The sequence below is a fragment of the Paraglaciecola psychrophila 170 genome, from assembly GCF_000347635.1.
Lineage (GTDB): Bacteria > Pseudomonadota > Gammaproteobacteria > Enterobacterales > Alteromonadaceae > Paraglaciecola > Paraglaciecola psychrophila.
This window is the reverse complement of record NC_020514.1, coordinates 242692-257859: the sequence shown is the minus strand read 5'-3', so window position 1 is coordinate 257859 and position 15168 is coordinate 242692. Positions and strand designations below refer to the sequence as shown.

The 15168-nt window shown below is 39.7% G+C and carries 8 protein-coding genes and 1 pseudogene; 7 read left to right on the top strand and 2 right to left on the bottom strand.

What is annotated here, in order from left to right:
- Nucleotides 1–185: 185 nt before the first annotated feature.
- Entirely contained in the window at nt 186–1268 is a 1083-nt protein-coding gene (locus C427_RS01140) for a substrate-binding domain-containing protein (RefSeq protein WP_007641893.1), read from the bottom strand.
- A 282-nt stretch (nt 1269–1550) separates the two neighbouring features.
- Between C427_RS01140 and C427_RS01135 the strand changes: the two genes are divergently transcribed.
- The 7 genes and pseudogenes from C427_RS01135 (at nt 1551) to C427_RS28650 (ending at nt 11398) form a co-directional block, all read left to right on the top strand.
- Nucleotides 1551–2039, top strand: a complete 489-nt coding sequence (locus tag C427_RS01135; protein ID WP_007641891.1) for a formate dehydrogenase subunit gamma — start codon at nt 1551–1553, stop codon at nt 2037–2039.
- Complete coding sequence (locus tag C427_RS01130; RefSeq protein WP_236613731.1) at nt 2039–3628, top strand: formate dehydrogenase beta subunit; 1590 nt, start codon at nt 2039–2041, stop codon at nt 3626–3628. The genes C427_RS01135 and C427_RS01130 overlap by 1 nt, the downstream gene beginning before the upstream one ends.
- The gene (gene fdhF / locus C427_RS01125; protein WP_007641887.1) at nt 3621–6527 is read left to right on the top strand and encodes a formate dehydrogenase subunit alpha; all 2907 of its coding nucleotides are present in this window, start codon (nt 3621–3623) and stop codon (nt 6525–6527) included. The genes C427_RS01130 and fdhF overlap by 8 nt, the downstream gene beginning before the upstream one ends.
- 2 nt (nt 6528–6529) lie before the next feature.
- Nucleotides 6530–7348: a formate dehydrogenase accessory sulfurtransferase FdhD gene (gene fdhD, locus C427_RS01120; RefSeq protein ID WP_007641885.1), complete on the top strand. Its 819-nt coding sequence runs from the start codon at nt 6530–6532 to the stop codon at nt 7346–7348.
- Nucleotides 7349–7365: 17 nt separating this feature from the next.
- Complete coding sequence (locus C427_RS01115; protein WP_007641883.1) at nt 7366–7584, top strand: formate dehydrogenase subunit delta; 219 nt, start codon at nt 7366–7368, stop codon at nt 7582–7584.
- A gap of 1480 nt (nt 7585–9064) precedes the next feature.
- On the top strand, nt 9065–10537 hold the full coding sequence (locus tag C427_RS01110; RefSeq protein WP_007641880.1) for an adenosine deaminase family protein: 1473 nt from the start codon (nt 9065–9067) through the stop codon (nt 10535–10537).
- Between the two features lie 190 nt (nt 10538–10727).
- A pseudogene (locus tag C427_RS28650) lies at nt 10728–11398 on the top strand (hypothetical protein).
- 807 nt (nt 11399–12205) lie between these two features.
- Here the strand turns inward: C427_RS28650 and C427_RS01100 are convergent.
- Nucleotides 12206–15019 (bottom strand): TonB-dependent receptor domain-containing protein, encoded by a 2814-nt coding sequence (locus tag C427_RS01100; RefSeq protein WP_007638279.1) that lies wholly within the window; start codon nt 15017–15019, stop codon nt 12206–12208.
- Nucleotides 15020–15168: the final 149 nt, after the last annotated feature.

Here is a 15168-nt window from a genome sequence, read left to right as displayed (position 1 = left end):
TCAAAAATCAAAGCCGCTTTTATTAAGTTTAAGGCGGCTTTTTATTGACTATTGTGATGGGTGAGAGACAGAAAAAAACGCGCCAACTTGTAGAAGATACGCGGAATTATTGCGTACATCAGTAGCCAATAGATTGTGCTGAGTTAGCCTTAATTATCTAAGATAATCGAATCTAAATGAGGCGTTCACCAAGGTAATATATCCTCTAAATTACAAACATCCCCACAACAAACCGGCTTATAGCCTGCAAGTGTCATTACCGATTGTTGAAATTTTTCAGTTTTTAACTCGGCAATTAATTGTTGCACTGCAAATTTTTTGACGGATTTATGATGGCACACTAAGACGTAATTTTCTGTTGTTAATGGTATAAAATCTAAACCAAATTGTCTTGCTGCCGTTTCAACTCCAATACCCGTATCGGCCATCCCAGAAGCCACATAAGCAGCAATAGCTGAGTGTGTAAATTCAATTTCATGAAAACCTGCAACTTGTTCAAAATCAACTGTTGCCCTTCTAAATATTTCTTCGATCAATAAACGTGTCCCTGAGTTGTCCTGACGATTGATAAACTTAATGTCGGCGCGCAATAAGTCTTCAATTTTTTCAATACCTTTAGGATTGCCATTTTTGACCATCAAGCCTTGTTGCCTTGTAACAAACCGAATGACCTTGTAGGTATTCGGCTTAAAATATTTACTATACATATCGACGAGAGTCTGGTTTACGATATCAGTGGGCAAATGAAATGCAGCAATATCACATTGCCCTTTCGTCAGAGCCTGAAGTGATTCCTCAGCGGTTTTATATTGTAAATTTAATTTAAATTTATTTGTAAATTCAGGTAACAAAGCCACTGCGTAACCATGACTGGCTACAATTCTTAATAAGGGTTCTTTAAATGTTAAATTCTTTTGTATTTCCAAATTTAATTCTGAGGCTAGACTATTAAGTTGAGGCTCAAAGCGTGCGTTAACTAGTTGTTCTGCCCATAATAACTTTTCACCTAAAGGGGTCAATGTTGCCCCTTTTCCCTTCTGTAATTCAACTAACTCAGAGCCAAAAAAATCAGTACATTTTTTTAAAATATTCCACACGTGACGATAAGATATTCCGAGTTCAACCGCGGCTTTGGTTAATTTACCTGATTCATGAATTGCATTTAGTAAAGGAAAAATTCGGGGATCAACATTATCGCCGTTTTCATCATAAAACTTCCATGCAGCCTTAATATATATTCTCTTTGCTATCGCTACTTTATTCTGCATTACGACTGGACACCTATATGTATAGTTGATTTTTTGAGTTTCTATCTACTGATAATTCTGCTGTGAAGAGCCAGCCTGTCCTGATAGAAAACGATCTATTGATGTATTTTGTACAAAACAATATAAGAATAAGAAATACATTTCATATTCTTATATTTAAATAGTGATGTTACAATTTAATAACATTTTATTAACCAGCAATCGCCTTATATTACTATAACACCATAAAAATATGCACTTTATTTCATATTTAAAAAGTATGTCGGTCATCCAGGAGACACAATGCAATTAGATTTTTCTTCAGATTTATCAAATGTGGTCAAAATCATTGACACACTAAAACATAAGAAAGGTGCTTTGCTGCCCATTTTGCATCAAATCCAGAGAGAGATTGGATATATTCCATTAAAAACAATTGACACAATAGCCAAAAAACTTCAGCAAACACCGGCTGAAATTCATGGAGTGATCAGTTTCTATCATCAATTTAGAACATCACAACCGGGTGAGCACAAAATTCAAATATGTCGTGCTGAGGCTTGCCAATCACGCGGAAGCAGAGAGCTAGAACAACATGCTAAAGAACACCTCGATATCGAATACAGAGGTACAACCGCTGATAAAAAATTTAGTCTCGATAGTGTTTACTGTTTAGGTAATTGTGCAACGGGCCCTAATGTAAGAATTAACGACGAGCTCTATGGCCGAGTGAGTAATGAGAAATTTGAACGTCTTGTTTCCACATTTAAAACACAAGTTAAAGGGAGATAATGATGAATATTAAAATGTTTATTCCACGAGAAAGTACTGCATTATCTCTAGGTGCCCATGATGTTGCGCGCGCTGTATCAGACTATTCAACTCAGCATAAAACAGAGTTAAACTTAATACGAAATGGCTCCCGTGGTATGTTTTGGTTAGAGCCTATGGTGGAGGTCGAGACCTCAAAAGGGCGGTTTGCTTATGGCCCGGTTGATGTCTCAGATGTGCCCAGCATCATGGAAGACATCACAACCAATTTATTATCCAAGCATACTCAGGAGCATAGGTTAGCACTCGGCCTGACCGAAGAGCTCGCATACTTAAAAAAACAAACACGATTAACTTTTGCCCGCGCCGGCATAACAGATCCCTTATCGCTGAATGATTACTTGGCACTGGATGGATTCAGTGGACTACACAAAGCACTTGCCGCTACCAGCCAAGAAATCGTTAGCACGGTTGTCGATTCTGGACTAAGAGGACGTGGTGGAGCCGCTTTCCCAACCGGTATAAAATGGCAAACTGTGCATGATGCTCCTTCCGATAAAAAATATATTGTGTGTAATGCTGATGAAGGAGATTCAGGTACCTTTGCTGATAGGTTAGTGATGGAATGTGATCCCTTTATGCTTATTGAAGGCATGATCATTGCGGGACTGGCAGTGGGTGCTGACGAAGGCTATATTTACCTTAGGTCTGAGTACCCTGTTGCCGATGAAATACTCCAGGAAGCCATTGTAATAGCGACAAAAGAGGGTTACTTAGGGAATGATATTTGTGGCAGCGGGAGAACATTTAACCTGGAAGTCAGGTTAGGCGCTGAGGCTTATATTTGTGGCGAGGAAACCTCATTATTAGAGTCTATGGAAGGTAAACGCGGTGTTGTTCGCTTCAAGCCGCCCTTACCAGCCATCGAGGGTTTTTTTGGTAAACCAACAGTAGTGAATAACGTATTATCCTTATCAGCCATTCCTTATATTCTGAGTCAAGGTGGACAGGCATACCAACAATATGGAGCCAATCGTTCCAGAGGTACCCTGCCATTTCAATTAGCTGGAAATGTAAAACAAGGTGGACTTATCGAGTTGCCCTTTGGCTCAACCTTACAAAGTCTACTTGACGATTTTTCTGGTGGAACACAAAGTGCAAGACCAATCAGAGCAATTCAGGTTGGCGGACCTTTAGGTGCGTATCTACCCACCTCTAAATTTGATATTCCGCTGGACTATGAGGAGTTTACTAATGCATCAGCAGTGCTAGGTCACGGTGGTATAGTCATTTTTGACGACACTGTAGATATGCTAGAGCAAGCCCGGTTTTCAATGGAATTTTGTGTCGATGAATCTTGTGGTAAGTGTACCCCTTGCAGAATCGGCTCAACGCGCGGTGTGGAGGTGATTGATCGGATAAAATATGATGATTCTCGCGCTGAAAACATGATATTACTGAGCGACTTATGTGAAACCATGATTAATGGCTCCTTGTGTGCCATGGGAAGTATGACCCCAATCCCAGTTATAAGTGCTTATAAAGATTTTCCCGAAGATTTTCATTTACCTTCAAACAACGCAGTATTAGAGGAAACTAACCATGGTTAATTATTATAATCCCGCAACTGAAGGCGCTTCACATCAGCCAAAGTTTGATGTGAATAAAGATTATGGAACCCCTGCGAGTAAATCTACTGAGACAGTATGCATAGAAATAGATGGCGTAACGCTGACTGTTGCTGAAGGTACTTCAGTGCTTCGCGCTGCGGCCATGGCTGACATTAACATTCCCAAATTATGTGCAAGTGATAATTTAAAAGCGTTTGGCTCCTGTCGTTTGTGCGCTGTACAAATTACCGGAATGCGCGGATACCCAGCCTCATGTACCACCCCAGTAAAAGAAGGTATGGTGGTAACCACACAAAATGATGATATTGCTAAATTACGCCGTAATATCATGGAACTGTATATATCTGATCATCCACTTGACTGCTTAACTTGTTCAAGTAATGGTGATTGTGAATTACAAGACGTAGCCGGTGCCGTAGGTTTACGTGAAGTACGTTATGGCTTTGATGGCGATAATCATCTTGATGCCAAAATTGATGACTCGAACCCTTATTTCACTTTCGAGCCAAGCAAATGTATAACCTGCTCTCGGTGCGTTAGAGCATGTGAAGAAGTCCAAGGCACTTTTGCCTTAACTATTGAAGGTCGTGGTTTTGCATCGAAAGTCAGTGCAGGGACTAGCGATGAGAATTTCATGTCCTCTGATTGTGTATCTTGTGGCGCCTGTGTGCAGGCATGCCCTACAGCAACACTGATGGAAAAGTCAGTGATCGAAAAAGGGCAGCCAGAACATAGCATCATCACTACCTGTGCATATTGTGGCGTGGGTTGTTCATTCAAGGCTGAAATGAAAGGCGAAGAAGTTATACGCATGGTGCCCTACAAGGGCGGCAAGGCCAACCAAGGCCACTCCTGTGTTAAAGGACGCTTTGCTTTTGGTTATGCCACTCATAAAGATCGCGTAACTGAGCCTATGGTGCGCGACAGCATTGATGAAGAATGGAAAGTGGTTAGTTGGGATGAAGCGTTAGCATTTTCAGCCAACAAAATTAAAAACATTCAGGCTAAATATGGTCGTGAAAGTGTTGGCGGGATCACCTCATCTCGTTGTACCAATGAAGAAACCTATCTGGTTCAAAAATTGATACGCGCTGCTTTTGGCAATAATAATACCGATACCTGTGCCCGTGTTTGTCATTCACCTACAGGTTATGGATTAAAAGCAACAATCGGAGAGTCTGCTGGTACCCAAACATTCGAATCGGTAATGCAATCCGATGTGATCATGGTTATCGGAGCAAATCCTACTGACGCACACCCTGTATTTGCATCAATGTTGCGTAAACGTTTGCGTGAGGGAGCCGAATTAATTGTGGTTGACCCAAGAACGATTGATTTACTTAACACCGCTCATATCAGCGCTAATCATCATCTTCCGTTAAAACCGGGCACTAACGTTGCTATGATAAATGCAATAGCACACGTGGTTATTAGTGAAGGCCTTGAAGATAAACATTTCATTGAAAAGCGCACGGATGAATATAACGCATGGCGTGAATTTATACTCGATGAGGTCAACTCGCCCGAAGCAATGGAAAGCATCACCACTGTTAATGCTGAACAAATCCGTATTGCAGCCCGTGCCTTTGCCAAGGCAAAAAATGGTGCAATCTATTATGGCTTAGGTGTTACAGAGCACAGCCAAGGTTCTACCATGGTAATGGGTATAGCAAACTTAGCGCTGGCGACCGGAAACATAGGTCGTGAAGGCGTGGGTATCAACCCGTTACGCGGACAAAATAATGTACAAGGGTCTTGTGATATGGGTTCATTCCCGCAAGAACTTCCGGGTTATCAACATGTAAGCGATGATTTACTCCGCGGAAAATTTGAAAAAAATTGGGGTGTTACCTTAGATAACGAACCTGGTTTGCGCATTCCAAACATGTTTGATGCGGCGATTGAGGGCACATTTAAAGCCATGTATGTGCAAGGAGAAGATATCCTTCAATCAGACCCTAATACACAACATGTTCAAGCAGCATTGTCATCATTAGAATGTTTAATTGTGCAGGACATTTTTTTAAATGAAACGGCCCTATACGCACACGTATTTTTACCGGGCTCTTCATTTCTTGAAAAAGACGGCACATTTACCAATGCCGAAAGACGCATAAATCGAGTCCGTAAAGTAATGAAGCCATTGGCTAAGTACGCGGATTGGGAAGTGACTCAAAAGTTATCAAATGCACTAGGTTACCCTATGAATTATGGGCATCCGTCTGAAATAATGGACGAGATAGCATCACTAGTTCCCTCTTTTAGTCAGGTAAGTTATAAAAAGCTAGAAGAGCAGGGCAGTATTCAGTGGCCTTGTAACGAAGAATTTCCAAATGGTTCACCGATTATGCATGTGGAAAGCTTTCCAATTGGTAATGGTCGTTTTGCTATTACTCCTTATCTTGCAAGTGAAGACCGTGCAAATAAGCGGTTCCCACTACTATTAACAACAGGGCGGATACTTAGTCAGTATAATGTAGGTGCGCAAACACGCCGAACAGCTAATCAAACTTGGCACAAAGAGGATGTGCTTGAAATACACCCTAATGATGCAGACGAAAGAGGCATTAATGATGGTGATTGGTTAGGGATTACGAGCCGAGCTGGTGATACTGTGCTGAAAGCGAAAGTCAGTGAGCGTATGCAAAGTGGCGTGGTGTTTACGACCTTTCATCACCCTATTAGTGGTGCGAACGTTATTACTACCGATAGCTCTGATTGGGCGACCAATTGTCCAGAATATAAGGTAACCGCTGTACAGGTTGAAAAAGTCACATCGCCATCAGATTGGCAGACGCGTTATAAGAAGTTTAGTGAGCAACAAAAAGAGCACTTTAAACGCTCCCCTAAAAAAGAAAAGACGACAATAGGAAGATAAATTTGACCTGGGACGACGAACCAAAATTGCAGGGAAGCTTTCAATCACTGCCAGTTCATTACTGGGAGCAAGGCAATGATAAAGGCCAAGAGCAGCTTGATAATATCGCGGAAGAGGTTGCCATTGCGTTAGTTTATAATGGCATTTCTCACGCGGTTATGATGGCTTCACCTGCAGATTTGCAGGATTTTTCCTTGGGGTTTAGTTTGTCAGAGGGGATAATTAATAATACGTCTGAAATGTACGATATTGAACTTGTCCCCAGCGAAAAAGGCATAGAAGTACGCATTGAGATTAGTTCTCAACGTATGATGTCTTTAAAATCATTAAGACGAAATCTTACCGGTCGCACAGGCTGTGGTTTATGCGGTAGTGAATCACTAGAACAAGCGATACGGCCAATTAAGAGTGTAACCCCACAAGTGTTACCTTCTTCTATAGTCATTCAGCATGCCTTGTCTCAGTTAAGTGAGCATCAAAAGCTGCAATCCTTAACGGGTGCAGTTCATGGTGCTGCTTGGTGCGATGGTGTTGGAGACATTATGCTATTACGTGAGGATGTTGGTCGACATAACGCCCTAGACAAGCTAATTGGTGCTTTAGCGTTGCATAAAACAAATACTGATAACGGCTTCGTTTTGATTTCGAGCAGAGCGAGTTATGAAATGGTCCAAAAAGTAACGAGCATGAATATTGCCACATTAGTCGCAGTATCAGCTCCTACGGTGTTGGCAATAAAACTTGCAACTCAAGCGAAGCTAAATTTAATCGGTTTTGCACGCCCTGGTCGACATACTTTGTATACTAAATTTAATAAATAAATAGGACTTATCAAGTTATGAGCGGTACTCAAATTAAAAATCTGGTTAGCATGCTCAACCAAATTGCCAATAATAATAATTATAAAAAAACTGACGAAGAGACAGCAAAAATCGTTGCTAATCATTTGCAAAAATTCTGGGCGGTCTCAATGCGAAATAAAATGACGCAATATTTAGCAGAGGATGGACCTGAGCTTACAAATGTATCTAAACTCGCTTTAGCTCAGTTAAAATGATGTTATCAATGTTTTGTGGGCTATCGGTGTAACTAAGCCATATGTGATGAAAATATCAGCTAATGGCTATGAAGGTTGAATACGTTACCTGCCTTTATAAACCAAGCTCAGAAAGACTTGCATGCTTGTCTGAAAAAATGACCATCGGGCCAACGAAATTTCCATTCTTGCTCTTTAATTATTTGGATGATTATACTCTCGACGCGTTTTTGTATAAAACGCTTGCATGAAATCCCCAGTATTTGTTACCACAAAAAAACCATTAGCTTGCTCGATATTGGCACTTGTAAGCAAAACGTACCGTAATTTCAAATGAAAATTTGAGCTCCTTAAGGAGTCAACAATTGGCTTTTTTTTATGCGTTTTCCTTGCAAGGTCAGTTAATTTAGATAAGGCTAGGCTACTTACTTGAAACACAAATGAGCGTTGATGTTCATCACAAGTTTCTTTAGGACACCTTCAATACTGAAGTTTATACGTGGTACAAACGTTTACCTCATGCACAGCGGCTATGTTGATCTGTTCAGTTAACAATATTTAAATATTAAAGCACTCTAGTAACGACTCAAAATAGGTGTCACTGCTTGTAAGTAGCAGTAGTCCAGCGATTGGTAATATATTATGTTTCAGACACTAGCCTACTTAACAAAAACAGGAACAAAGAACTAGGAATGACCCATCAATCATCTTAAATAAAATTAATATCATTGTGGTTTATGATTTGAGCTCAGTATTGACTATTATTCCTACAGTCAACCTGCATACCTTAAATTTGTAAAAACAAATCTTAATAAACAAGTTAGTTATATTTTTATCCTAACTTGGTACAGGCAGTGATTGTAGATATCACGCGACTGATTAATGTTTAGTCACGTTGGAATTTAAAAAATTAGTGACTGAAGTCCGAGTGTATTTCAGCTTGTCCGACAAAGAAGACATACGACTGAATGAAAGGCGACTGACTTCTGAGCTTACATAGTGCACTCTGGACTTTTCAAGCATACAAGTTAATCTAGTTTGCAAGGTCGCACCAATAGGCTGTTATTCTGACATTTAACACCTACATGGTTAACTAAAGAGCTAGCAAGCTTCTCATTTTTACTCGATAACCCGATGTCGTTAAGCCAAGCAAAATTGCTATTAGTCATATTAAAATCAGTACGGTAGCAAACATAAATGCCCGCCAAGATATTCAAGAACAACTTGATGAACACAATTACTTAGGGCTACAATTTATTATCGCGACACCGAGACAGAACACTTTATCGTAGCTCAGTAAACGAAGGTTTCCCTAAAGTAGTGCAGTTTAATGGTGAATAAGCGGAACAATATATTTAATTATGTAATTTTATATTTTTGCTTAAAAATAATGTCTATATTTTTCAGTCACTTAAATTTTAGTTTAAATAAGTGGACAATAAATTGCTGAATACGTGAGCGCGAAGTATTTTGCATCTACATTTCAGCAGGAACCATATCCATGTTAGTTAAATCTCGTTCAGTAATGTCATTAGTTTTCATTTACTTGTTTACCCTATCCTTCCTCTGGGCTGCTATTTTTACTCGTCACGCAATGGCTAGCGAATTGAATCATTGGTTTGAGGAGTTTAAAGCCAATGCATCTGACGAAGCACTCTATCGTTTGCTATATGCGATGCCAAAAGGCGGCGACCTGCATAACCACCTATCAGGTTCTAACTATAACCAGTGGTGGGGAGCGTTAGCAAGCGATCCTTCGAAAAATGGAGGCTACCAGTACTATGTCAAAACAACACTGAAGCACTGTGACGGTTATGGACTTAATCAATTTGGGCCGTCTTCTAGTTTGTTACTGTTCGTGACCATACAAGCCTCTACTTATGAGACATTAACAAGCTGTGAACAGGCTGAATATAACCCTGTGCAATCGCTCACCAATATACAAAAAGAAGCCTGGCTTAATGGGATTTGGTTAGACAAACCTCACGAAGGCAGAGAAGAGTTTTTTCAAACGCATTGGCAGCGCCTTAATCAATTAAACAACAATCCGTATATTGCCGCCGAAATGCTCTTTAAAAACATGCAGTCTTTTGCTGACGAGGGTTTGCTATACCTAGAGACACAAGCTAACGCAAGTAACTTCCTACGCAGTGACGGCACGGCAATCCCCATGCAGGAAGTAGCTGATATTTATCGCAACCGATTGGCCCAGCAAGATGCAATCGATACCGGCCTTACAGTTCGACTACAGCATGTGTTTCTGCGGTTCTCACCTAATGCCGAACAAGCTTTAACGCAAAGTTATCGATTTGTAGATAAGAATCGAGATTTGTATGTAGGTATAAACGCAGCCGGAAGAGAAGATAATGACAAAGGATATCCTTTGCGTTTTTTATCGACATTACGAAAATTGCGACAGACATTGCCTGAAGTAAAACTGTCCTTTCATGCAGGGGAAGTTGATGAGCCTAATTATCATGTTAGAGATACATTATTGTTGGGGGTTGATCGAATAGGGCATGGCCTTAACTTAATTACGGATCCCAGTACCATGTTATTAATGCGTCATAATCAGTACTTAGTTGAAATTAACCTTATTAGTAATTTAAAACTCAATTACGTCACTTCTTATGCTCAACATCCTTTTCCAGAGTATTTACGCACAGGTATTCCTGTGGCCTTATCTACCGATGACCGCGGAATGTGGGATTCAAATATGACAGACGAATTTTTTGTGGCAGTTAAAGAATTCGGATTAACTTGGCAAGAAATCATTAAATTGAGCGAAAATTCAATTCAATATGGATTTTTGTCCGCAACAGAAAAAGCAAGTTTGCTCGACAAGTATAAAAGTAATATGAAGGCATTTACGACAAAATATATGAATAAAAAAGAAGTGGATAATACGCTAATCAAAACCGGACATTTTATTTGTAGTACCTATGCAGTGTGCATAAACGACAATGACTCTTAGGGACGAATATCAACATGAAATTAGCACTTCAAATAACAACTACATTAGTTTTATTGTTTATCGTCAACAATCCACTTATCACGGCTGACAGATACTAACTAGACTCTCACAAGTAGTTGCCCACAAATAATTGGCTAGTTAACATACAGAAATAGGCTTTATTTAAAGTTTATTTTTGAGGGTGGCTATTATGCTTCAGGCAAGAAAGAGATTAATCAGTTTAGTTTATACGTGCTATTACCATTGTGTATCTCGCTGTGTTCGCCGGTCTTATTTGTGTGGTGTTAATGACTATTCAGGTCAGAACTATGAGCACAGGCGAGGTTGGGTTGAGTCTCGTTTACTTTATTTATCGTCAGTGTTTGCTATTGACAGCGTGGCTACCGTATCTGTGTCTTTGCGGTGATGAGTAATCACGTACATGAGGTGTTGTATGAGAATCTAGAAAAGGCTCAAGGTTGGTCAGATAAACAAGAGTCGGCGTTATGGCATACCAGTATTCAACAGCGCATTAATACAGCAACACACACAACAACCTAATAACTTAATGCCCTTTATTAGTAGCCCAAGACAAGATATACCCAAAGGTATTGCCTACAGCCTCACAGACTATTGTGAACGGGTAGACACGACAGGTAAAATCATTCGGGCAGACAAACGCAGTTACATTGAGGATAAAAACCCAACACTAGAAAGACTAAGCTTAGACTCAGAACAAGGGTTAACCCTAACCACAGAGTTTGAACAACACTTTACTACTCAGCAGGTAGCGAACACTTAATGCGTCAATTTGGTTTGCACACCGAACATCAAAGAATGCGAGGTATTGGTAAAGCGAAAGCGCTGTTAAAATACGCCTAAGTAAACTATTAGCACTTTTAAGCTATCAATCTAAGAGGTTGAGGTAATCGCTTGTTTCAAATCTAAGAAAACTAAGGCAAGTCGTCAGTTTTCAAACAAACTAAGCAAAAAACTTTCAAGGCACTCACAACTTCTCATTACCTGTAATAAAAGAAATTCAATTTTGTAGGTTTCGCAGTTTTGGTTAATTTATTAACGTGGGTGTCACAGTAAGTTTCAGTAAACTATTTTCAACTGTTCCTTTATGTGTATCAATCTCCTAGCTAAGAGGTGCAACATTCAAGCTAGAACAGGCTATCGACATAAATCCAACATACAAATTTAACCATCTGATTCTTATAGCTTTAATCATCATTTTAATTCAAATTAATAATGAATTTTAAATTTTAAATTTTAAATTTTAAATTTAAATTTTACGGTAATAAAAGCAGATATCCAGCGTTGCTCACCCAATTACTAGTCTTTAAATTTTCTAGCCATGGCAAACAACGTCGCCAGCGTTATCTGAACCTTGAAGTGCTATTTAACCTGATGACTGAACTTGCATACTCAGTTTCAAATATTAATTCGATTACACTGCTGAGTGGTAGATCAATAGAAAAATGCTGACTAACAAATTCTGTTCTGTGTTTGGCGACTTAAAGGGGATTGTTCAAAACTGCTAGATAGATTTTAATCAGCTTACTAATACTGACTAAAAAAAACAAAAAAATCCGATGATTAGAGTCATCGGATTTCATCTTATAAGTCAAAAAAGTCAGTGTTCAATTCTTCATTCAATCATGGCCTAACTTTTTATCTTAGACTTTATTCACCAAATTTATGCACCACACTTACTTTAAAAGTCCGACCCAAAGGGTTATGTGTAAAAGGGTCATAGTTTAAATCTAAACGAGCAAAGGGTGGCTCTTCATCCGTTAAATTACTGATTGTGAAATTGACATTGGTTAGCGCTTCATTGAAGCGATAGTTATAACTTAAATCTAGCTGTATCTGGCTATCAATGACTTTACCTTTGCTGTTAGTGGTAAATAACGAATCTCGTTCATCTTTGTAATCACTGACATAATAAGTAGCTAAACTCACATTGTGATTATCGAAATCGAAGCTATTGACCATAGTCGCTTTAAACTTGGGTATGGGGCGATTAGAGTTAGTCGTATTTAGGTAACCAGCCGCATCAAAAGTATCAGACAAAGCATCACCTGTTACTTCGTATTCAGAGGTGTACGTTCCATTCACGTTTAGGGTCCAGTAGTCTGTAACATTTAACCGTAATTGCATGTCAACACCGCTGGTTCTGACATCAGCGCCGTTAATGATATTAGTTTGAATACGCTCTACTGTTGATGCGTCACCGGGTGTGGTCCATTGTACTTGACTAATATAATCAGCATTACCTGCAACGGCAGCTGATAATACTGCATTATAATTTTCTACGATAATCGGATCACTTAAATCAAATGACCAAAAATCAATGGTTGTGAATAAACGGTCATCAAAAAACTCACCAATAACCCCAAAGTTTAGTGCAACCGCAGATTCGGGAGCCAAAGCGCCATTACCCTGAGTATCAACAGCTTTAAACGCAGCAGGAGCCCCAACATAAGAAAGGGTAGTATTACTGCCTTCTAGTTGATTAAGTGTGGGTCCTCTGAACGTAGTACTCGCAGAGCCTCGTAATGAAAAGTTATCATTAATGGTGTATTGCGCTGATATTTTTGGGTCTATCGTATCGCCTACTTCACCACCATAATTTTCATATCGCAATGCAATTTGCATATGTAAATCTTCTGATACAGGTAACGCGACTTCTGCAAATACAGCTGAAATACCTTGAGATGAGTCTTGGTTCAGCTCACCACTACGGAAGTGAAAAACACCGGTAGGATTGGCACAATCTGTTTCACCTAATACTGGACATGGGTTTATGGCTAAATTTCCAAGATCATTCACTTCATTTGAAAAGACTTCACGACGGTATTGAGCACCTACTGCAAACTCAGCAATACCTCCGTCTAATTCAAAACCTAAGTCGCCCGAAACTAAGCCATCTAGCACAAATAATTCAGTGGCTTTTTGCGATGTTCGCACGCCTGAAACGTAATCAAGCACTTCTTGGCTGTTAGCGAGCTCAGGCTTGAAGTTAGGGTTAGTCACCCCATTAGAAGCGGATGTTTCAATTCCATTAGAAAATGGGTTAAAGAATAAACAGCCATTTGCTCCTGGGACACCAGCATCCCTATCACAATTATCGCCACCATAGCCTAGTAGAGCATTTTTCAATGTCACTATTTGAGTATCTGGGTTACTTGCATAATCAAGTTTTGAGTTTGAATAAGCAAACCCTGTTTCCCAGTTATAACCGTTTTCAAATGATCCCTCTAGGTCGGCTGCGATACGATAGGTTTTATACTTTAACCCCCCCTCACTAGAAGGACCCTCAACGCCTACTGTTCGACCCACATAAGCAACACGATCTAAGGATGGATGAGGCGCACTAGAAAATTCGGGATTATTTACTAGTAAATCTTGCCATGCTGGATGATAAGTCGGTACATAACGATCGGCAAAGTCGACTAATTTTTGTGGTGGATAAGAGGGTGAACCATAAGTGGTGGGTACCTCAGTCTCTGAATATAAAACTTCAACATGTAGATAGGTGTCACTTTCAAATTCGTGATTTAATTCACTGAACACTTTTAGGTGGGTATCGCCATCATTTAAAGCTGAGAATGGCGTGTATTGAAGTCGACATAAACCCGCTATTGTCCCCCCTAGTAACTCACATCCAGGATCCATAAAATATTTTGGCGCTGACTTATCACTCAACCAAGCCGCGTTAAATATCGACGGTGGATTACCTATTGATGACCAACCACCTTGAGGGTTAGAAGCATAATCCTGTACCGCCCAGTCTTTATCTCTGGTGAGTATGGTGCTGGTTTTATCATAGCTAACCGAGGTTACCCAATGGGTATTGTCATTTCCTAAACCCCAAATAAGACCTAAACCGTAATCGCCATCACTATCTTGTAAACTTTTATAATCAGCTTTAACTTCCAAGCCTTCGAAGTCACCTCTTGTTGCAAAGTTAACGACACCTGCAACTGCATCAGAACCATATATGGCTGCGGCCCCTTCTTTTAAAACGTCAATTCGTTTAACCGCCATGGAAGGAATGTCTTGAGTGTTAACATAAAGCATCTGTTGGTCAACGATAGAGTAAGGATTAAAAGTGTGTCTTTTACCATTAATTAACACTAACGTTCGACCTGCACCTAGCCCTCTCAAGTTGATATTCGAAGTACCTTCGGTTCCATTAGAACCATACTGATTTGAATTACCTTGGATACCAGAGCTAATTGACAACTTTTGGGTCATTTCAACAATATTAGGGGAACCAACCTTTTCTAGGTCTGCTCTGTCGATGGTTTGCACTGGCGCTGACGTTTCCATTGCAGTGCCTTTCAAATGAGAACCAATGACTCGGATTTTCTCAATTTGTTTTTCTGCAGCATCCTGCCCATCTTGTGCAAATACAGCAGTGTTACCCATTAGCCCAAGCACCGCGCTAATAGCGATGGTGATGGAATTTCGTTTTAAATTTGTATGTCTCATGTGTTTCCTTTTTTAATGTATTTTTTAATTATGTATAAAATATTTCAATTAACAGATATTCGAAAACCCCATGTCATGACTAATCTTTATGGTGTTTATGACGAACATGCTAAGTCTGCTTCCAATGTTCTGGTTGTACCTTGAGCAAT

What these genes read in the sequence shown, in the direction of transcription:
- C427_RS01135 (WP_007641891.1), top strand. Translation starts at nt 1,551, where the DNA reads ATGCAATTAGATTTTTCTTCAGATTTATCAAATGTGGTCAAAATCATT.
- C427_RS01140 (WP_007641893.1), bottom strand. Translation starts at nt 1,268, where the DNA reads ATGCAGAATAAAGTAGCGATAGCAAAGAGAATATATATTAAGGCTGCA.
- C427_RS01100 (WP_007638279.1), bottom strand. Translation starts at nt 15,019, where the DNA reads ATGAGACATACAAATTTAAAACGAAATTCCATCACCATCGCTATTAGC.
- C427_RS01110 (WP_007641880.1), top strand. Translation starts at nt 9,065, where the DNA reads ATGTTAGTTAAATCTCGTTCAGTAATGTCATTAGTTTTCATTTACTTG.
- fdhF (WP_007641887.1), top strand. Translation starts at nt 3,621, where the DNA reads ATGGTTAATTATTATAATCCCGCAACTGAAGGCGCTTCACATCAGCCA.
- C427_RS01115 (WP_007641883.1), top strand. Translation starts at nt 7,366, where the DNA reads ATGAGCGGTACTCAAATTAAAAATCTGGTTAGCATGCTCAACCAAATT.
- C427_RS01130 (WP_236613731.1), top strand. Translation starts at nt 2,039, where the DNA reads ATGATGAATATTAAAATGTTTATTCCACGAGAAAGTACTGCATTATCT.